At 31.4% G+C, this 20,068-nt stretch carries 17 protein-coding genes; 7 read left to right on the forward strand and 10 right to left on the reverse strand.

Annotation, left to right across the window (positions count from 1 at the left end; genetic code table 11):
* Positions 1-41 precede the first annotated feature (41 nt).
* From MHM83_RS09810 to MHM83_RS09825, 4 genes are all read right to left on the reverse strand, one after another.
* Positions 42-320 (reverse strand): STAS domain-containing protein, encoded by a 279-nt coding sequence (locus tag MHM83_RS09810; RefSeq protein WP_047789535.1) that lies wholly within the window; start codon positions 318-320, stop codon positions 42-44.
* A gap of 125 nt (positions 321-445) precedes the next feature.
* Positions 446-1,000, reverse strand: a complete 555-nt coding sequence (locus tag MHM83_RS09815) for an RsmD family RNA methyltransferase (protein WP_239179514.1) — start codon at positions 998-1,000, stop codon at positions 446-448.
* On the reverse strand, positions 1,000-1,830 hold the full coding sequence (locus MHM83_RS09820) for a DUF3822 family protein (RefSeq protein ID WP_239179516.1): 831 nt from the start codon (positions 1,828-1,830) through the stop codon (positions 1,000-1,002). Before MHM83_RS09820 ends, MHM83_RS09815 begins: the two co-directional genes overlap by 1 nt.
* Entirely contained in the window at positions 1,805-2,539 is a 735-nt protein-coding gene (locus MHM83_RS09825) for a hypothetical protein (protein ID WP_047789538.1), read from the reverse strand. The genes MHM83_RS09820 and MHM83_RS09825 overlap by 26 nt, the downstream gene beginning before the upstream one ends.
* A gap of 102 nt (positions 2,540-2,641) precedes the next feature.
* On the opposite strand from MHM83_RS09825, the gene MHM83_RS09830 reads away from it, so the two are divergent.
* The 3 genes from MHM83_RS09830 (at position 2,642) to MHM83_RS09840 (ending at position 7,483) form a co-directional block, all read left to right on the forward strand.
* Positions 2,642-4,069 (forward strand): ATP-dependent DNA helicase, encoded by a 1,428-nt coding sequence (locus MHM83_RS09830; RefSeq protein ID WP_167713926.1) that lies wholly within the window; start codon positions 2,642-2,644, stop codon positions 4,067-4,069.
* Between the two features lie 35 nt (positions 4,070-4,104).
* Entirely contained in the window at positions 4,105-4,818 is a 714-nt protein-coding gene (locus MHM83_RS09835) for a hypothetical protein (protein WP_073182890.1), read from the forward strand.
* Positions 4,819-4,981: 163 nt separating this feature from the next.
* The gene (locus tag MHM83_RS09840; protein ID WP_239179518.1) at positions 4,982-7,483 is read left to right on the forward strand and encodes a PIG-L family deacetylase; all 2,502 of its coding nucleotides are present in this window, start codon (positions 4,982-4,984) and stop codon (positions 7,481-7,483) included.
* Between the two features lie 55 nt (positions 7,484-7,538).
* Here MHM83_RS09840 and MHM83_RS09845 read toward each other — a convergent pair whose 3' ends face one another.
* The 5 genes from MHM83_RS09845 to MHM83_RS09865 form a co-directional block, all read right to left on the reverse strand.
* Entirely contained in the window at positions 7,539-9,149 is a 1,611-nt protein-coding gene (locus MHM83_RS09845) for a class I SAM-dependent methyltransferase (protein WP_239179520.1), read from the reverse strand.
* A gap of 72 nt (positions 9,150-9,221) precedes the next feature.
* The gene (locus MHM83_RS09850) at positions 9,222-9,764 is read right to left on the reverse strand and encodes an NUDIX hydrolase (RefSeq protein WP_239179522.1); all 543 of its coding nucleotides are present in this window, start codon (positions 9,762-9,764) and stop codon (positions 9,222-9,224) included.
* 57 nt (positions 9,765-9,821) lie between these two features.
* On the reverse strand, positions 9,822-10,910 hold the full coding sequence (locus MHM83_RS09855) for a M42 family metallopeptidase (protein ID WP_239179524.1): 1,089 nt from the start codon (positions 10,908-10,910) through the stop codon (positions 9,822-9,824).
* 25 nt (positions 10,911-10,935) lie between these two features.
* Positions 10,936-11,772 carry a lysophospholipid acyltransferase family protein gene (locus tag MHM83_RS09860; protein ID WP_047789545.1) on the reverse strand — a complete coding sequence of 279 codons (837 nt, stop codon included), beginning with the start codon at positions 11,770-11,772 and terminating at the stop codon, positions 10,936-10,938.
* Between the two features lie 60 nt (positions 11,773-11,832).
* Positions 11,833-12,459 (reverse strand): NUDIX hydrolase, encoded by a 627-nt coding sequence (locus tag MHM83_RS09865; protein WP_239179526.1) that lies wholly within the window; start codon positions 12,457-12,459, stop codon positions 11,833-11,835.
* A gap of 103 nt (positions 12,460-12,562) precedes the next feature.
* On the opposite strand from MHM83_RS09865, the gene MHM83_RS09870 reads away from it, so the two are divergent.
* Entirely contained in the window at positions 12,563-12,856 is a 294-nt protein-coding gene (locus MHM83_RS09870; RefSeq protein ID WP_073182871.1) for a hypothetical protein, read from the forward strand.
* A 72-nt stretch (positions 12,857-12,928) separates the two neighbouring features.
* Here MHM83_RS09870 and MHM83_RS09875 read toward each other — a convergent pair whose 3' ends face one another.
* Positions 12,929-15,499, reverse strand: coding sequence for an endonuclease (locus tag MHM83_RS09875; RefSeq protein WP_239179528.1), 2,571 nt, complete (start codon positions 15,497-15,499; stop codon positions 12,929-12,931).
* 174 nt (positions 15,500-15,673) lie between these two features.
* On the opposite strand from MHM83_RS09875, the gene pheT reads away from it, so the two are divergent.
* The 3 genes from pheT (at position 15,674) to MHM83_RS09890 (ending at position 20,060) form a co-directional block, all read left to right on the forward strand.
* Positions 15,674-18,100: a phenylalanine--tRNA ligase subunit beta gene (gene pheT / locus MHM83_RS09880; protein ID WP_239179530.1), complete on the forward strand. Its 2,427-nt coding sequence runs from the start codon at positions 15,674-15,676 to the stop codon at positions 18,098-18,100.
* 64 nt (positions 18,101-18,164) lie between these two features.
* Complete coding sequence (locus MHM83_RS09885) at positions 18,165-19,202, forward strand: quinone-dependent dihydroorotate dehydrogenase (protein WP_239179532.1); 1,038 nt, start codon at positions 18,165-18,167, stop codon at positions 19,200-19,202.
* A gap of 9 nt (positions 19,203-19,211) precedes the next feature.
* A complete protein-coding gene (locus MHM83_RS09890; RefSeq protein WP_239179534.1) occupies positions 19,212-20,060 on the forward strand; it encodes a restriction endonuclease in 849 nt (282 codons plus the stop codon).
* Positions 20,061-20,068: the final 8 nt, after the last annotated feature.

Here is a 20,068-nt window from a genome sequence, read left to right on the forward strand (position 1 = left end):
AAAAAACAGCCATAATATCATATAAAATTATGGCTGTTTTTTTATGCCACATTTCTGTAATATAATTCATCCATAATATCTTTTGAGCCTTTGCCACAAAAAAGCAAATTCTTTTTATTTTTTAAAGAAAACTGATAAGCTTCTACAATTGAGTTAACCCCTAGAGTATCAATATTAGTAACATTACTAATATCTATGCTAATGTCTTTATATTTTTTTATAAAAGAATAAATCATTACTTCAAAAAGCTGAACGTTGGTAAGAGTTAAGTCACCTGATATCTTTAAATAATTTTTAGAGCTTTTAATTTTAAATTCCATAATACATAGTTTTAAATTTATATTATAAAATTATAACTTGCTTTTAAAATAAATAGCTTATTTCGTTGGAATTCAGTTTTCTATAGTTGATTAGGTTGTTTTAATAGATAAATTAGTTATAAGTATTACTCTTGGTTATCATTAACTATTTCAAAGAAGCTAAAAACGTTACCACCATAGCGTTTTTCATAGTTATAATAGGGATGTTGAGATAAATCTGTATGTTTTGAGTGTTCAATTATCAAAAGCCCATCATTATTTAACAAGTTGCGATCAAAAACTATGTCAGCTATTTTTAAAAATTGTTTTTCTTCAAAGTTATATGGAGGGTCAGCAAAAATTACATCTACTTTAAGGGGCGTTTTTTCTAAAAACTTATATACATCACTTTTATAGCTGTTAATAGACATGTTTAAATCCTTAGCTGTCTGATTAATGAATCTTATACAAGCATAATGAGCGTCAACAGCATTAATGGTTTCAGTACCTCGAGAAGCAAATTCGTAACTTATGTTTCCTGTTCCAGCAAATAAATCTAGTACAGAAATGTTTTCAAAATAATAGAAGTTATTTAAAATATTAAATAAAGACTCTTTTGCCATATCTGTTGTGGGTCTTACAGGCAGGTTTTTAGGAGCTGTAATTCTTTTACTTTTATATTTTCCAGAAATAATTCGCATTAGGCTATGAGTATAAAATTAGAGTGATTCGAAAAGTCTTTACTATCGGCAAAAAAACTATTAATTGGATTAATAAAGTGAATATTTCGAATGTATGAATAAGTAATAGAATATATATCTGATTCTTTCTCAATATCACCGATAAATGTCAATTGGAAAGAATTTGGATCCATTTGTAATTGTTCAGCAGTGAAAAGAATGTAATATATAAAATCTTCTTTTGTATTGTATAAAAATGAATTATAAAATAATAGTTTGCCTTCTTTACAAACAACGATATCTAAATAAGAAGAAGAAACATATACAAAGAATTGATCTTCAGAATCATTCTCAGAATAGTTTAGTAGTTTATCTATTAAAACCGTTGAATGATGTTTGTATTCAAATTCCCCAAAATTTTGAAAAAGGTAGTTGTTGATATTTACATAAGGTATATAAACTGTATTAGCAGCTATTACAGTATGTAAATCGTAGGTTATAAAATCTGTTTTTAATGTTTTTACGTTATAATTTAAATATGGAACTAAATTATTTCTGTCAAAGAGCTTGTTAGGAACCAACGTAGCTAAATTGTTTTGATGAATGGCAAAAACAGCTGTAAAGTCTTGTTGTAAATCTTTGTCAGTATCAAAAACACGGATGATTTTATCTAGTAATAGTTCTGGAGAAGCAATAGAGTCAGAAAATGTATACTTGGTAAAAAGAAGAGTTTCTTTTGTTTCTGAGTTTGATATACAAAAAGAAAATCCATCCAAACTAAATTGGATGGATAAACTTTTATACTGCGCATTAGCGCTAATTTTTTTACTCTTTTTTTGCAATTGCGTCACCTTTATCGTAATAAGGAGGCCAGTTACCACCTACAGTTACTTCAGTTAAAGAACCAACAGAAACAAACTCACCTTTAATTTGATCTGTCTCAATGGCTTCTAATTCTTGCTTTATTAAAGAAGGATTCATTCCTTTTAAGATAGGTTTCTTAGAAACCTTCGCCTCAAAAACTGGAACTTCTAAGCCAGCAACTTTTTCAACTCTACCTGTAGCTAATTCAAATTTTTCTTCTGTACCAGGAACATCAAACATAGTAGCATACTCTTTACCTTCAAAGTATTTTAAAACAGGCTCGTACCCTACAGTATCAATAACTTTAACAGATATATCTTTAGTAATACCACCACCTAACTCAACAGTTTTTTCAACGTTTTTAGTTTCTGTAATAGCTAATTTACCATTTTTAATAAAGGCAAGCAAAGTATCTTTATTGTTAGTATATGTTCCGTAAACTTCTTTATATTTTACTTCAGCGTCTCGAATCAACTTTAAATTCTTAATAACCTTAGCATAACGTACTCTCTTGTCTTTGTTAAAATTAATAGGTTCCATAACACCATTATAAATTTTATATACTAAAAAGACAGTTGCTCCTAATAATAATATAGAGACTAACCATCTCATTTTTAGAGGAACAAACTTAACAACAAGTAATGCTAAAAGAACTGCAACTACAACAGCTGCTAAAATCATTAATAATAAATTCATTTTTTTAATTTTTAATGTATGATATTCGCAAATCTACAATTTTTTTTCAATGATGAAAATAATTATTTAGAAATAGACTTATCTTTGAATATTATTTGATATATGATACAAACTGCTCCGAAATTTTATAAAGAAATACTACAAAAATTCCCGTATTCGCCTACAGAAAAACAAAATGAGTTACTAGATGTCTTAACAGATTTTATTTTTTCAGATGATAATCGCGCTTTATTTTTATTAAAAGGGTATGCAGGAACAGGTAAAACAACAATAATAAGTACCGTTGTACATAATTTATGGAAAATAGGACAAAAAGCAGTTTTACTAGCGCCAACAGGTCGTGCAGCGAAAGTAATTTCAGGATATTCTAACCGACAGGCATTTACGATTCATAAAAAAATTTACTTTCCTAAAAAGCAAAGTAGTGGAGCTGTAAATTTTGTAATGCAACCTAATAAGCATACTGATACTCTTTTCATTGTAGATGAAGCTTCTATGATTTCTGATGAAAAGCAGAACGCGAAATTATTTGAAAATGGTTCTTTATTGGATGATTTAATCTCATATGTATACTCAGGAAAAAATTGTAAAATTATTTTTATTGGAGATACGGCACAGTTACCACCTGTAAAGTTAACTATGAGTCCAGCTTTAGAAGCTGACAAACTTTCGTTTGAGTTTAATAAAGAAGTTACAGAAATTGAGTTAGACGAAGTGGTTAGACAAGAAGAAGGCTCAGGGATTTTGGCTAATGCAACCGATTTACGTTTGTTAATTCAGAATGATTCAATACATTTTCAATTTGATTTAAATTATCCCGACATTATTCGTCTACAAGATGGTTATGATATTCAAGATGCTATAACAATGGCTTATGATGGAGATATAGGAGTGGAAGATACTGCTATTATTGTACGTTCAAATAAGAGAGCTAATCAATACAATCAACAGATTAGAACTAAAATTCGCGGACAAGAAAATGAAATTTCTACAGGAGATTACGTGATGGTAGTGAAAAATAATTACTACTGGTTAAAAGACTCTTCTTCGGCAGGATTTATAGCAAATGGAGATATTTGTGAAGTTATGCGTATCAATTCAATTAAAGAGTTATATGGCTTTAAGTTTGCAGAAGTTGAAGTTCGCATGATTGATTATCCTGATATGAAACCTTTTGAAACAGTGTTGTTGTTAGATACTCTTACAAGTGAAAGTCCGTCATTAACGTATGAAGAATCTAACCGATTATATGAAGCTGTAAAAGAAGATTTTGCACATGAAAAATCAAAGTACAAGCAATTTATGGGTGTTAAGAAAAATAAGTATTTCAATGCGCTTCAGGTAAAGTTCTCTTACGCAATGACCTGTCATAAATCTCAAGGAGGTCAATGGAAAACAGTTTTTATAGAACAACCATACTTGCCAGATGGAGCTTCGGTTGAATATTTACGTTGGTTATATACGGCTGTTACCCGTGCACAAGAAAAATTGTATTTAATAGGTTTTAAAGATGAGTATTTTTTAGATTAAAAAACTATATTCGCGTCAAATTAAAATTTAAAACTATGAAAATGTATTTTACAAAAACAAAAATTGCATTAATTTTTTCCTTAGTACTACTATTGTCATTTTCTTCATGCAGTAATAGTGATGATTTAGCGTCTAGTAATCCGTTTATAGAAATAAACTGGAGTAATGTAGGAAGCTCGTTAAGTATTCGGTCAGATGAGTTTGAAGAAGGAGGGAAATTAACTTTTGAGTTATACATGAATGGGCAATTAAAAGACTCAGAGACAATAACTACGGGATATGAAGGAGGAAATAACTATAATGGAAGTTTATACTTAGATAATACTGTGAGTTTTCCTGTTACTATATATCTAGTTGTTAAAGGTGGAGGAAGCAAAACTAAAAGTAATGAAGTTGTTATTGAGGATCCTATTTTAGGAAAAAGATTTTTAAGAGAAGCAGAAGTATTTGATAAGTTAGAGGAGACAGATATTCCGATGACTCTTACAAGTTGCGAAAAATTAAGTACTATTGAATTTTTCAGTAATAACAAGGTTAAAAGAGACTGGTTTAGTTCTAATAGTTCAACAGGCGAATGTATAGAAGAGTTAGAAGAATTTCAATGGGAAAGAGTAGGGGTTAATAAGTATAAGTTTATTTTTGATAAAAATTTTTACTTAGTAGATATGAATTTTGGGTATAAGGGTGAATCCATAGAATTTGAAGTTATCGGAAATAGATATGACAGAAAATATTACTATATACAATAAAACATATTTTTAAAAGGCAAAAAAAACTCAAACTTCAAGTGAAGTTTGAGTTTTTTTATTGCTTAACATATAGATGTTACTTTCCAATATGTTAGCATTTTGTTAATGTGCTTTATACTTTAGTTAAAAAAGTTACATTTGTGTAGTATTCAAACTATTAAAAATGCACAAAAAAGTACTTTTATTACTATCTTTTTTATTGATTTCACTAACAATAAGCGCACAAAAACCACAAAAACTTACTTCAAATCAGATTTACGAGAAAGTTCAAAAATTAAACTTTTTAGGCTCTGCATTATATATCGCTGCGCATCCTGATGATGAAAATACTCGTTTGATCGCATATTTATCTAATCATGAAAAGGCAAGAACAGGATATTTGTCGTTAACCCGTGGAGATGGAGGGCAAAATTTAATAGGTCCTGAAATGCGTGAACTTTTGGGAGTTATTCGTACTCAAGAGCTGTTAGCTGCAAGAAATGTAGATGGAGGAGAACAACGTTTTTCTAGAGCTAATGATTTTGGATATTCAAAACACCCTGATGAAACGTTAAAAATTTGGGATAAAGATAAAGTTTTAGCCGATGTAGTTTGGGCAATTCGTACTTTCAAACCCGATGTGATTATCAATCGTTTTAATCATAGAACACCAGGAACAACGCATGGTCACCATACTTCATCAGCGATGTTAAGTGTTGAAGCTTTTGATTTAGCTAATGATAAATCAAAATACCCTGAGCAATTAAAGTATACAGATACATGGAGGCCTAATAGGTTGTTTTTTAATACTTCTTGGTGGTTTTACGGAAGTGAAGAAGCTTTTGAAAAAGCAGACAAAAGTAATATGTTAAGCTTTGATATAGGAACGTACTACCCTTTAAAAGGATTGTCTAATAATGAAGTAGCAGCAATAGCAAGCAGTCAACATTTATGCCAAGGGTTTGGAAGGTTAACCACTAGAGGAAGTCAAACAGAATATGTAGAGTTTTTAAAAGGAGAATTTCCTAAAGACAAAAAAGATATTTTTTCAGGAATAAATACAACATGGAATAGAGTAGATGGTGGAGGAGAAATAGGAGATATTTTATATGATGTTGAACAAAATTTTGATTTTGTAAATCCATCAAAGCACCTGCCAGACTTGTTAAAGGCATACAAAAAAGTTAGGCAATTAAAAAATACGCATTGGAGAACTATTAAGACAAAAGAATTGAATGAAATTATCAAAGCTTGTGCAGGTTTATATTTAGAAGCATCGGCAGAAAGTTCTAGTTCAATTCCAAGTAGTACAATTAATGTAAATTTTGAAGCACTAAATAGAAGCTTTATTTCTATGGAGTTGTCGTCAATTACCATTCTTCCTGAAGGGAAAAACATCAAAAAAGAATTGGATTTAGCACCCAATAGTAAACAAAACTTTAAAAGTAAAATCAATATCGCTAAAGATGTTTCTTACTCTTCGCCATATTGGTTAGCTACTCAGTGGGATTTGGGAATGTACAAAGTAAACGATCAAAAATTAATAGGTAATCCAGAGTCTTTAAGGCCAATTCAAATTCAATACAATATTATAATTGAAGACCAACCAATTGCATTTACAATTCCAGTGGTACATAGATACGCTAAAAGAGATAAAGGAGAAATTTATGAACCTTTTGAGGTGTTACCGAAAGTAACAACAAAGCTATTGAATAAGGTACTTGTTTTTTCTTCAGAAAAATCTCAAAAAGTAACTGTAGAAATTCGTTCTGGAGCGAAAAATACAAATGGAATAGTTACTCTAAAAGCACCAAAAGGGTGGAAAGTTACTCCAAACGAAGCAAAATTTTCTATAGACCAAAAGGGAGATATTCAGTTGATTGACTTTATGGTTACTCCAACACAAAATGAATCAGAAGGAGTTTTAAAAGCTATAGCAAAAGTTGAAGGTAAAAGTTATGATAAAGAATTGATAGAAATTAATTATAGTCATATTCCTAAACAGTCAGTATTATTACCATCACAAGCAAAAGTTGTACGTATGGATATAAAAAAGAACGGTACAAGAATAGGGTATATACAAGGTTCAGGAGATGCTATTCCAGAAAGTTTACAACAAATTGGCTACGAGGTAACAGAATTGAATGTAAATGAGATTAATGGAAATTTAGAGCAATTTGACGCAATTGTTGTTGGTATTAGGGCATATAACACTATAAAAGAATTGCAGTTTAAGCAAAAATACTTGTTAGAATATGTAAAAAATGGTGGAAATTTAATAGTGCAATACAACACGAATAGAGGGGTAGATGTACAAGCGCCGTATGAATTACAATTATCACGTGATAGAGTAACAGACGAACATTCTAAAGTAACCTTGTTAGCTAAAGAACATTCTATTTTAAATTACCCAAACAAAATTACTGAAGCTGATTTTGAAGGTTGGGTACAAGAACGAGGCTTATATTTTCCTAACAAATGGAGTAAAGAATACACTTCGATATTATCTATGTATGATAAAGGGGAGTCAGTAAAAAAAGGAAGTTTGTTAGTTGCTAAATATGGTAAAGGAAACTATATCTATACAGGGTTAAGCTTCTTTAGAGAGCTTCCAGCAGGAGTTTCAGGAGCTTATAAGTTATTTGCAAACTTATTATCGGTAAAAGAAAATACCGTGGAGAAATAGAATATTGAAAAGAGTCATATAAATTATAGAAAAGCGAGGTTTAAACCCCGCTTTTCTATTTAAAAAGATTTATAGAAACCGTTGCTAATTCCGAGTTTGGAAATTTTCTAAACGTGTTTTTATCATAAGTCAACCCAATAGCTTCCATAGCATTCATGTATTCATCAAGCTCAATAATGTATTGATCAGAATAACCATGTGTAGCATCGTAGGCAGTAGCCGCTGTTTTTCCTAAGTTTTTAGCAACCAATTCAGGTTTTGATGTGTGTAATTCAATTAGCAATAAGCCAAATTTACTAATAAACGGTTTCCACTTGGTAAAATGCTGTTTTAAAGATTCTACTACCAAGTTGTTATTCAAACGTTTTCCTCTGTAAGCATAAGCTCCAGTTGAATTGGTAATAGTTGAATTATCATTAGGAGCAGGCTCTTGCCAAATTCTGTTGTGATCTAAAAAGGTACGAACGTTTAATAAATCAGAAAGGTTAATTCCGTATTTATCTTGTAAATCTTCTGATAACGCTTTCGGATTTCCAATATCTCCCCAAATCACTTTAGCCCAAATATCTGCTTGCACTAGGTTTTTACGAGTTATTTTTAAGGCAGCTTCGTTATAATCGACACCAATAAGTAAAAGAGGATAATCTTCTAGCATAGTACCTCTTTTAGTTTGATGTTCAATTACATTAAATAAATGTTTTAAAAATGCACCATTACCACAGCCAACATCTAAAATACCTTTAGGTTGTTCGTTGATAGGTTTATTAAATAGGTTAATAATAATCTCATCGATTACTTTAAAATAGGTTGAATGCGCGCCACCACTTCCCCAAACATTCATTTCTCTATCTACATGAATTTCGTCATTTCCAATTTCTGAAGTTCTAAAAATGTCTGGGTCTCCAAATATAAGTTTGTCTAATTTTCTGAGTGTAGGAATGTACGATACGGTAACTCCATAAGCACTTGCTCTTCGAGCAAAAAACAAGCCTTCATCAGTAAACTCATAAGAGTCTTTAGTCTTGAAAAACCAACCTAGATTGGTTAATAAATCAAGTAGCCGACTAAAATTATCAGCGTCTTTATGAAACTCATCAGCACTGAATTTTGTTTGCATAAAGTATTTATGAAACATACCGCTCATACCTAATAAAACTGTTGTTGGACCAACAATAATACCTTCGATATGTGTAAGGATCTGAGCTAGAGCTTCTTTATCTTCAGAAGTTGATGGAGTTTTAATTCCGAAGTTGTTTGTAAAGTTTTTATAAAGCTTTTCAAGCTTCTCATAAGGTTCAATTTCAAATTTTCGAGCGCTATAATTTTCTGAAAATTTCAACAATAAAAAAGCTTCTTTATATAAGTGAAAATAAGAAAAAGCTATAGCTGAAGCTTCATTGATTTCGAACTGAACAGTGTTATGTGTATTATCTACATGTTGTGTTAACCAGCCTTGAGAACACAATGTTCTTAAAGCCACATTTAAATAACCGTCATTAGCGTTAAATTCGGAAGTAATTTCATTTAAACTAACAGATTTCTTCTTTAATAAGTAGTTAGTAATTCCTTTTTCATGTAAAGTGTAAGCTGCTGGACAAGTAACAATTCCGTCTAAGTGACGAAACAACCTACTCCTTAACGCAGACTTTTCTTGTTTTGATAGCATAGTTTGATAGTTTTCATTCTAAATATAACTAATTGATTTTAAAATTAAAACTAAATTATTAAAGCTAAAAAATTAAGTTAAAATATTTAAAATATGTTTGTGAACAAAAGAATAATAGTCTTGATATTGAGGAAGTAATAAGTTTTCGTAGTTTTTTGTATGCAGTATTGTTTCTAAGCTAAATAGCTTTAAGTCTGCTACTTCCTCTTCTTGAAGTTTTAATTCTTGGACAGAAACTGTTAATTCAGCAATAAATACATGATGAAACTCATTATCAATAATTCCATTCGGGTGATTTACCATGTGTTTTCGAGTACCTATTTTATGTAAGTTTTCAGGAAGAATATCAAAACCTATTTCTTCTTTAACCTCTCTAACAGCAGCAATTTTAATGTTTTCACCGGCAGCTATGTGACCTGCAACCGAAATATCCCATAAACCAGGAAAAACTTTTTTAGTTAGTGCTCTTTTTTGAAGTAGTATTTGTTTATTAGAAGTGTACAACCAAACATGGATAGTAGGGTGAAAGTAGCCATGTTTATGAGCCTCAGATTTTAAACAAGTTTTTCCTGTATAGTTTCCATTTTCATCGACAATATCTATAAGTTCATCCATAAAAAGCTGGTAAAAAAAACGTCATTACAAATAAGTAATGACGTTTGATTATTTATATTATTTAAAGTAAGAGAAATCTTCTCCGTCTTCAATTTTTAATAAACTTTCGTAAATCATTTTAATTACATTTTCAACATCTTCACGGTGTACCATTTCAACGGTAGTGTGCATGTAACGTAATGGTAAAGAGATTAAAGCAGAAGCAACTCCACCATTGCTGTATGCAAATGCATCAGTGTCAGTTCCTGTAGCTCTTGATAGGGCAGAGCGTTGGAAAGGAATTTTGTTAGCTTCGGCAGTATCAATAATTAAATCTCGTAATTTTTGTTGTACCGCAGGAGCATAAGCTACTACAGGACCTTTACCTAACTCTAAATGACCTTCTTTTTTCTTATCAATCATTGGTGTGGTAGTGTCATGTGTTACATCAGTAACAATAGCTACGTTAGGCTTAATGGTTTCGGTAATCATTTCCGCACCACGCAAACCAATTTCTTCTTGAACAGAGTTTGTAATATATAAACCGAAAGGTAATTTTTTCTTGTTTTCGTGTAGTAAACGTGCTACTTCAGCAATCATAAAACCTCCCATACGGTTATCTAAAGCACGACATACAAACTTGTTCTCGTTTAGAATGTGAAACTCATCTGGGTAGGTAATAACACAACCAACATGCACACCTAATTTTTCAACTTCTTCTTTAGTGCTGCAACCACAATCAATAAAAATATTGTCTGGTTTTGGAGCTTCTTCTTTCGCTTTATTACGTGTATGAATTGCTGGCCATCCGAAAACACCTTTTACAATTCCGTTTTTAGTGTGAATGTTTACAATTTTACTAGGAGCAATTTGGTGGTCGCTACCTCCGTTACGGATTACATAAATTAATCCGTCATCAGAAATATAGTTTACATACCAAGAAATTTCATCAGCATGTCCTTCAATAACTACTTTATATTTAGCATCAGGGTTTATAATTCCTACAGCAGAACCATAAGTGTCAGTAATAAACTCGTCAACATAAGGTTTTAAATAGTTCATCCATATTTTTTGCCCTTCCCACTCGTATCCTGTAGGAGCAGCATTATTCAAGTATTTTTCTAAAAAGTCAATAGACTTTTCATTTAAAATAGATTTATCAGCCATAACTTAAACGTTAATTTTAATGTTATTAATCTTTCTTTTCTTTTTCTTTAGGTTTATCAGCTCCCCAAAAACGTCTCTTTTCAATAAACTCTTCTTGTTCCTGAAGTTGTTTTGGTGTTAACACCTTTAAAAAAGATGGGTGTTGCTCTATTGCATACTCAATTTTTTCAACAATGCTAGCCACATCTTCATTTTCGTAATCAATTTCTAAAGGTTCTTTAATAACCATAGATTGTAGCACGTTACGTTTTTTTATCATCAATCCTTTTTTGTCAAAAGAACGTCTAAATCCGTCAATTACTATAGGAACTACAATAGGCTTGTAGGTTTTAATGATATGGGCTGTACCACGACGAATAGGCTTAAAAGGGGTAGTTGTACCTTGTGGAAAGGTAATTACCCAGCCATCATCTAATGCTTTACCTATATTAGAAATGTCAGACATTTTTACTTGTCTGTTTACATCTTTTCCTGCGCTTCTCCAAGTTCTTTCAACAGAGACAGAACCTACATAAGCAAAAATTTTAGGAAGCAAACCAGAACGCATGGTTTCACCTGCAGCAACATAATAAATATTTAGTTTAGGTTTCCATAAATACCCTACGTTTCTAATATTGTCATCTCTACCTTTTAAAGCGGCATTAAATACGTGAAACATGGCTGCTACATCGGCAAAATAGGTTTGGTGATTGGAGATAAATAGTACTTTTTGGTCGGGGAGACTTCTTAAAACATCCATTCCCTCTATTTGCAGGTCATTAAACTTACGGTAACGTCCGTGAGAAATAACTCCGAGAACTTGTATTAAAAATCTTTTAATGAACAATATATGTCCAAAAGGATTCCTTTTAAATAAAGGCATTTTTATAATCTGGTTTTATTAGTGTAAATGCTAAATTACAAAAGAAAACCATAAAAAAAACTATTTAAATAAATCTTTAATTTCTGAAAGCATCATGGCAGTTGCACCCCATACAATGTAATCGTTTAATTTAAAGCATGGTACCTCAATATTTTTCATGTATGAGGTTTCCATTTCTACTGAAGTCAAGTTTGAATCGTCTAATAAATCAGCTAATAAAACTTCAATAATTTCTGCAACTTCTTCGTTTGGAGTGAAATGAGGTGTTTTTTCTGAAACACCTATAAATGGAGCTACTAAAAAGTTACTAGGAGGAATATAGGCGTCTGAAGTTTGTCGTATTATTTCAATAGATTTATAGTGTAAACCAACTTCTTCAAAAGTTTCCCGTAAAGCAGTTGTTTGTAGGTTATTATCCTCTTTGTCAAATTTTCCACCAGGAAAGCTAATTTGAGATGAATGTGCTCCGTTATAACTAGCTCTTTCAGTAAGTAAAAAGCGAGTTTGGTTATTATTATCAGGGTAAAATAACGCTAAAACAGCTGCTTTTCTTGGATTTTTGCTTAGTATTAATTCTTCTGAAAACCGTGTTCTTAACTTTGGAGCTAATTTAAATTGAGAAGTTAAACCACCCAGTTGCTTTTGCTGCAATCTTTCTATTTGATTGATAAAATCAGAAAAAGTCATTCGTTTTTAGTATTTTAGAACAAACTTATCAATTTACAAGATAAAAATTATAAAATTTGGCTTGAATTTTGATTTGTTAGGTGTGGAATTAATTTAATACTAAATGAATAAAGAAAAAAAGTACCAAAAACTAGCATTAAGTTTGTTGTTTGACGCTATTGGGTATGTATCTTATTTAATACCTGGGCTTGGAGAGTTGTCTGATATTGTTTGGGCACCAGCGTCAGCGTACATAATGACAAAAATGTATAAAGGAAATAAAGGTAAAGTAGCAGGAGCGATTGCTTTTATTGAAGAAGCGATGCCTGGGTTAGATGTTGTGCCAACATTTACTCTTATGTGGTTATATACTTATGTTTTTTCTTCAAAGGAAACAAAAACTACGATTGAAGTTTAGCCTTTTAAGTCGAATAAAAGAATAAAGAGCTTCCAATTTAGGAAGCTCTTTTTAGTATTCTATAACTATAAACTATTTCTTGATGATTTTTTTTGTAAATGATTTTTGACCGTCGTTTACTTCAAGAATATATATGCCGTTATGTAAGTTTGAAACATCAAGATTATTATGAGTAACTTTTCCTGTTAAAACTTGTTGTCCTGTTAAGGTTGTAACTTTAAAAGTAGCATTTCTGTCATCAGCTAATTTAATTTTTACAAAGTTTACACTAGGGTTTGGTGAAACACTAGCATCAAAAATAGAAGTTTCATTGCCCAACTTTCCATCAATAGTGATGTTGTTGTACCCTAAACCTTTAGAGCTACTACCTATGTTAATAGTATAATCTTCAACTTCACCATAAGAAAAAGTCTCACAAGCAGATGGAGCTGCATTCCATTTCATTGATACACGCATTCTTGTGGTGCCTGCTAAAGCAGAGGTAGGGACAGAAAAATTATAGGATAAATTACCAGAGCTAGATGAAGAACCACTAACAACTTCTTCAGAAGATTCAAAAGTTCCATTTTTATTAAAATCAATCCAAACTTTCCAGTATTCTGTGTATGAAGAACTAGCAAATCCAGCGCTTACTACAATAGTATTACTTCCGTAAGGTAAGTTTCCAGTTAAAGAAGTAAAGTCAGCATATCCACCGTTGGCACCAGTAGCGTTTGAAATTCCACCAATAACAACATTGTCAATCCATTCATAATTTACATTATTCCCTTTAGTACTACAATAAGAAATTGTGTTTGCTAGAGTTGTTATGTTTACCGTATTACTTGAAGAAGAAATATTGTTTGCAGCATCTTTGGCTTTTACAGAAAAAGTATAGCTTGTAGAGGCTGTTAATTTACTTACAGAATAACTTGTAGTAGTAACAGTGGCTATTTTTGAACTTCCTCGATATATGTCATATTCTGTAACACCAATATTATCAGTTGAAGCAGTCCAGCTTAAATTAACAGAAGTTTGTGTAATATTTGAAGCAGCAACATTGGTTGGCGCAGATGGAGCAGTTGTGTCTGGGGTAGAAGTTCCTCCATCAATGTTGTGGTTTCCCAAGCCGCTAAATGTATCTTTTGCTAATATATTCCATTCAGAAGTTGTATATGTACTGTTAGGAGATGTAACAGAAGATTTTCTTTGCATTGTTTTGTCTTGTGCAAAAGTTGAAGAGCTATTAGGATTTCCAATCAAATCGATAAGAGTATTTCCTTTGAATAAACCAACAGCATCGTTTCCATTAAAAGAAATTACACCAGTATCTGTTCTGTCAGCTTTATTTAATATTGTACTAGAAGCACTGCTATTAGCTATGACATACACATCACCATTTGTTAATTGACCACTTAAGGTTAATGTATTGGTCCATCCACCACCGTTGGCAGCTTTCTTTAATGAATACCCTGATAAGTTTACACTGGTTCCAGTGAAATTAGCAATTTCAATAGCTTTATTATTTGAAGAACCTTCAATATATTCAGAAATTAATAAATCCGCAGCTGTTCCATTTCCTCCACCTGAACTTGTGTTAGTTGTAATAGAAACAGAATTACTAGAAGTAGATTGATTACCTGCAGCATCTTTAGCTTTTACAGAAAAAGTATAATTAGTTGCTGCTGTTAAACCTGTAACGCTATACGAAGTTGTTGTAACGGTAGCAATTTTCGTAGTTCCATTGTATACATCATATCCTGAAACACCAACATTATCAGTAGAAGCTGACCAAGTTAAATCAACTGTAGTTTCTGTAATATTTGAAGCAGCTAAATTAGATGGAGCAGTAGGAGCTTGTGTGTCTGATACACTACCACCTCCAAATAAATCTTCAGCTTGAGGTCCTCCCCAAATTTTAGTAGCAAATGCAGGGTTGTCAATAAACGGATTACGATTTCCTTGAATTCCTTCTAAAATAGGGTTACGTTGCTTTTCAAAGTCTGATACAGGGTCATCCACATTCCATTGAATAAATAAAGCAAGCATGTTAGAGTCAGAAGCCATCGTAGCTCCTGTGCCAACACCCGTAGGTAAACATTGGTTACCGTAACGTAAATACATATACATCATCATACGAGCAACATCACCTTTCCATTCGTCTCCAGGATACCAACCTCCAGAAACACTACCAGCATTACCAGAACCATTTACAAATTTTTTACTACCTCTTTGAGAGTTGAAAGAAATATCAGAAGGTCTTAAATGATGTGCATCTGCACCAGGACCAGAAGTTCCTAAATTAGGACTTCCTAATGATTTAGGGTATACATGTTCTCTGTTCCATTGTGTACCAGCACTACCACCATTAGCATCTTTACTTCTAGTTCTATCGGTTACATAATTACCGTCAGTATCACTATACCCATAAATTAATAAAACCTTACTAGCGTCGTTAGGATCTAAATCAGTTTGTTTAAGTGCATTCCACACACCAGGTGTGTATGATAGGTTTGTTGTATGTGTATTAATAATTTTAGTAGCGAGCTCATTTTTTAATGCTGAACCAGATAAATTCAAATTAACATCGTTATAATATGAAGGAATTTGTGAAAAAACAGCTAATGAAGCTATTAAAAAGAAGAAGAGTAGTTTGTGTTTCATAATATTTTATTGAAAAAAGTTAAATTTTTGTTAACCACCTGCAAATCAATAAAAAATATAATTTTTTGATGTTATCAAAAGGTTAATAATCAATAGTATATCTTTTGTAGGTAACTAGTTTATAGTTTTTCCTTTATTTTGCGTAAATTTGCACGCTAAAATTAGAGATTGATTATGAAGATATCATACAATTGGTTACAACAATTTTTACAGACAGACTGGGAGGCAGAGAAAACAGGTGAGTTATTAACTGATTTAGGTCTTGAAGTTGAAGGAATAGAAACTGTAGAGAGTATTAAAGGAAGCCTAAAAGGGGTAGTTGTAGGAGAAGTTTTAACTTGTGAAAAGCACGCTAATGCAGATAAGTTAAAGGTTACTACTGTTGATTTAGGAAATGGTACCCCTGTACAAATTGTATGTGGAGCACCAAATGTCGCGGCAGGACAAAAAGTTCCTGTGGCTACTGTTGGTACCATGTTGTATGATGAAAAAGGAGAAGGCTTTAAAATTAAAAAAGGAAAGATAAGAGGAGAAGAGAGTCACGGAATGATTTGTGCCGAAGACGAATTAGGTTTAGGACAAAGTCATGATGGTATTATGGTGTTAGACGAGAATTTAGCTCCAGGTACTCCTTGTTCGGAGGTCTTTAACATTGAGACAGACTATGTTTTTGAAATTGGGTTAACACCAAACCGAGCAGATGCCATGAGTCATTACGGTGTTGCACGCGATTTAAGAGCTGGATTAATTCAGCAAGGAACTAATATTGAGTTAATATCTCCTTCTGTTTCTGATTTTCATGTTGATGAGCGTACTCATAAAATTGATATTGAAATTGAAGATAAAGATTTAGCACCTCGCTATTGTGGTATAACCATTACTGATGTTGAAGTGAAAGAATCACCAGAATGGATTCAAAACAGATTAAAAGCAATTGGGTTAACTCCAAAAAATAATATTGTAGATATTACTAACTATGTATTGCATGAGTTAGGACAACCACTACACGCTTTTGATGCTTCTAAAATTAGAGGAGGCAAAGTAGTAGTGAAAACTTTAGAAGAAGGTACTAAGTTTACTACGTTAGATGATGTAGAAAGAGAGTTGTCATCTGAGGATATTATGATTTGTGATGCAGATGATAATCCATTATGTATTGGAGGTGTATTTGGAGGAGCACAATCAGGAGTTACAGAGCATACAACTTCTATTTTCTTAGAAAGTGCTTATTTTAACCCTGTGTCTGTTCGTAAAACAGCAAAACGTCACGGGTTAAATACAGACGCTTCTTTCCGTTTTGAAAGAGGTATTGACATCAACACAACAAAATATGCTTTAAAACGTGCTGCTTTATTAATTGAAGAATATGCAGGAGGAAAAATGTCTTCTGATATTTTAGATTTTTATCCTGTAAAGGTGGAAGATTTTGAAGTGTTTTTATCGTTTGAAAATGCGTATAAATTAATAGGTCAAGAAATACCTAAGGAAACGATTAAAAAGATTTTAGCTTCATTAGATATTAAAATTAATAGTGTTACTGAAGCTGGTTTAGGATTGGTAGTACCATCGTATCGTGTAGATGTACAACGTGAAGCAGATATTATAGAGGAAATCTTACGTGTTTATGGATATAATAATGTAGAATTTTCTCATAAATTAAATACGTCTATTTCTTTTGATAGTGATAAAGAAGTTAAAATAGAGAATATTGTTGCTGACCAGTTAACATCGTTAGGGTTTAATGAAACCATGGCAAATTCGTTAACAAAGGCAGATTATATTGAATTGTCTGAGAACTTAAATGCTGATTTTAACGTTGAAATGTTGAATCCGTTAAGTAACGACTTAAAAGTAATGCGTCAATCGTTACTATTTAGTGGTTTAGAATCTGTAGCGTACAATATTAACAGAAAGAACAATTCATTAAAGTTTTACGAGTTTGGTAAGACGTATCATAAATATGAAAGCGGATACCAAGAAGATAAGCATTTAACATTATTTGTTACTGGTAATAGAACACAAGATAGCTGGAAGGTAGCTACACAGACATCAGATTTCTTTTATGTTAAAGGGATTGTAACAGCTTTATTAAGTCGTTTAGGAATTGATAAATTAAAAACTACTCCAACAAAATCAGATGTGTTTTCTGAAGGAATTACGTTAAGTTTAGGAAAAACTAAGTTAGTAGAGTTAGGAGTTGTTAAAAGAGCGATTTTAAAAGAGTTTTCAATAAAACAAGAGGTTTTATTTGCAGACTTTAACTGGCAGAATATTTTAGAATTAGTAGGTAAGAAAAAAATAAAAGTAGCCGATTTACCTAAGTTTCCAGCTGTAAAGCGTGATTTAGCGTTGTTATTGGATAATAAAGTTGAATTCAAAGAAATTTATAACTTAGCATTTCAATCAGAAAGAAAACTTTTAAAAGAAGTGGATTTATTTGATGTGTATGAAGGAGACAAATTACCAGAAGGTAAAAAGTCGTATGCAGTAAGCTTTGTATTACAAGATGAAAACAAAACATTAGCAGATAAGCAAATAGACAAAATAATGCAGAAACTACAGCAAACATTCGAAAAGAATTTAGATGCTGTATTACGATAATTCAGAAGCTCCATTTTTGGAGCTTTTTTTATATTTAATAAAGAACAATACTTAAAATAAACTAATGTATAAATTACTGATTCGCCCAATTTTTTTCCTTTTTGATCCTGAAAAGATTCACCACTTTACATTTTCACTCGTAAAGTTTTTATCGAAAATACCAGGAATGTCTTCTATTTTTAGAGGAGTGTATCAAGTAAACGATAAAAAGTTAGAACGCAATTTATTCGGATTAACGTTTAAAAACCCTGTAGGGTTAGCAGCAGGATTTGATAAAAATGCAGTGCTGTATAATGAGTTGGCTAATTTTGGTTTTGGTTTTGTTGAAATTGGTACGGTTACACCAAAAGGTCAAGAAGGAAACCCGAAAAAACGTTTATTCCGTTTAAAAGATGATAAAGGAATTATCAACCGAATGGGGTTTAATAATGAAGGGTTAACAGCAGCGATTGAGCAATTAAAAAAGAACAAAGGAAAAATAATTATTGGAGGAAACATAGGTAAGAACACGAATACATCTCCCGAAAATTATACAGAAGATTACATTACGTGTTTTAAAGGATTACACCCGTATGTAGATTATTTTGTATTGAATGTAAGCTGCCCGAATGTATCTAGCCATGCAAAATTAGAAGATGCTGATTATTTAAAGGAATTGATTACTGAAGTTCAAAAATTGAATAATGCTAAAGTAACACAAAAACCAATTCTATTAAAGATTGCTCCCGACTTAAACAATCAACAATTAGATGAGATTATTGAATTGGTTGCTGAAACTAAAATTGATGGAGTTATAGCATCAAATACATCGGTAAATAGAGATAATTTAAAAGCTTCTAAAGAACGTTTACAAGAAATAGGTAATGGAGGTCTAAGCGGACAACCGGTTAAAGATAGAAGCACAAGAGTAATTAAGTATCTAACGGATAACTCTAATAAAGCGTTTCCAATTATTGGAGTAGGAGGTATCCATTCTGAAAAAGATGCTTTAGAAAAGCTAAAAGCAGGAGCAGACTTAGTGCAGATTTATACAGGATTTATTTATGAAGGACCTAGTTTGGTAAAAAGAATCAATAAAGCTATTTTAGAAAAAATGAATTAATAAAATTTAATGTGGAAAGAATACGAGAAAGAAATATATAAAACTTTAAAAGAGAACTATCCAGAGTCAGAAATTGAGTATAATGACTCTATTTTTGGTTTATATAGTAAAATTGATAGACAAATAGATTTTTCTTTACGAGGTCATATAGCAGGTAAAAAAGTTTTAGGTATAGTTGATTGTAAGTTCTATAATAAAAAGCTTCATGTTAAAGATATAGAAAGTTTTTTAGGAATGATGGAAGATGTTAATGCTAACTTTGGATTGTTAATTACAAATGAAGGTTATACTCCTGCAGCAAAGAATAGGGTTAAGTATTCTAGCTTAAATTTAGATATATTAAATTTTAATGAATTAGGAAAGATAGATATTTCAATAGATTACTTTTTTAATCAAAACATTAAAGGGCAATATCTATCTAAACATGAGTTTTATAAGCGTAATAAACAAAACACAGGGTATTTTGATAAAGAAAAATCAGATTATAAAAAAAGAGTTTTGTTTTATAAGGAAGGTTTTGCAAATACAGAGTATTATGCTTACAAAAAAATATTAGAAAACTCGACAAGAGCGTTTAGAGACTTTTCACAATTAGAGGAAATAAGTTTGTTTATACCTTCAAACATAAATAACAAAGGAACTCAATATGAAGATAAAAAAGCATTGTTTAAATGTACTATCTCAAGAATAGAACTTGAATCTTTTTTAGGTTTGGTCATAGAAGATTTGCGTGATGATATTAAAAACTGGAGAAAAGATTTTCTTTCTAAGCTTGATAAAAAAAAAGTAATGTATTTTGCTGAAGAGTATGTTACTTTTGAAGATTATACAAACTATAGTGATTTAAATAAATCATAGAATAAAAA

This window comes from Tenacibaculum sp. Mcav3-52 (assembly GCF_022347665.1).
In the GTDB taxonomy this organism is placed as follows: Bacteria; Bacteroidota; Bacteroidia; order Flavobacteriales; family Flavobacteriaceae; genus Polaribacter; species Polaribacter mesophilus.

Bases quoted from the DNA above. Each gene is read 5' to 3' on its own strand.
- MHM83_RS09810 (WP_047789535.1), bottom strand. From the start codon at position 320: ATGGAATTTAAAATTAAAAGCTCTAAAAATTATTTAAAGATATCAGGT.
- MHM83_RS09870 (WP_073182871.1), top strand. From the start codon at position 12,563: ATGAATAAAGAAAAAAAGTACCAAAAACTAGCATTAAGTTTGTTGTTT.
- MHM83_RS09830 (WP_167713926.1), top strand. From the start codon at position 2,642: ATGATACAAACTGCTCCGAAATTTTATAAAGAAATACTACAAAAATTC.
- MHM83_RS09890 (WP_239179534.1), top strand. From the start codon at position 19,212: ATGTGGAAAGAATACGAGAAAGAAATATATAAAACTTTAAAAGAGAAC.
- MHM83_RS09855 (WP_239179524.1), bottom strand. From the start codon at position 10,910: ATGGCTGATAAATCTATTTTAAATGAAAAGTCTATTGACTTTTTAGAA.
- MHM83_RS09815 (WP_239179514.1), bottom strand. From the start codon at position 1,000: ATGCGAATTATTTCTGGAAAATATAAAAGTAAAAGAATTACAGCTCCT.
- MHM83_RS09875 (WP_239179528.1), bottom strand. From the start codon at position 15,499: ATGAAACACAAACTACTCTTCTTCTTTTTAATAGCTTCATTAGCTGTT.
- pheT (WP_239179530.1), top strand. From the start codon at position 15,674: ATGAAGATATCATACAATTGGTTACAACAATTTTTACAGACAGACTGG.
- MHM83_RS09850 (WP_239179522.1), bottom strand. From the start codon at position 9,764: ATGGATGAACTTATAGATATTGTCGATGAAAATGGAAACTATACAGGA.
- MHM83_RS09860 (WP_047789545.1), bottom strand. From the start codon at position 11,772: ATGCCTTTATTTAAAAGGAATCCTTTTGGACATATATTGTTCATTAAA.
- MHM83_RS09825 (WP_047789538.1), bottom strand. From the start codon at position 2,539: ATGAATTTATTATTAATGATTTTAGCAGCTGTTGTAGTTGCAGTTCTT.
- MHM83_RS09845 (WP_239179520.1), bottom strand. From the start codon at position 9,149: ATGCTATCAAAACAAGAAAAGTCTGCGTTAAGGAGTAGGTTGTTTCGT.
- MHM83_RS09885 (WP_239179532.1), top strand. From the start codon at position 18,165: ATGTATAAATTACTGATTCGCCCAATTTTTTTCCTTTTTGATCCTGAA.
- MHM83_RS09840 (WP_239179518.1), top strand. From the start codon at position 4,982: ATGCACAAAAAAGTACTTTTATTACTATCTTTTTTATTGATTTCACTA.
- MHM83_RS09865 (WP_239179526.1), bottom strand. From the start codon at position 12,459: ATGACTTTTTCTGATTTTATCAATCAAATAGAAAGATTGCAGCAAAAG.
- MHM83_RS09835 (WP_073182890.1), top strand. From the start codon at position 4,105: ATGAAAATGTATTTTACAAAAACAAAAATTGCATTAATTTTTTCCTTA.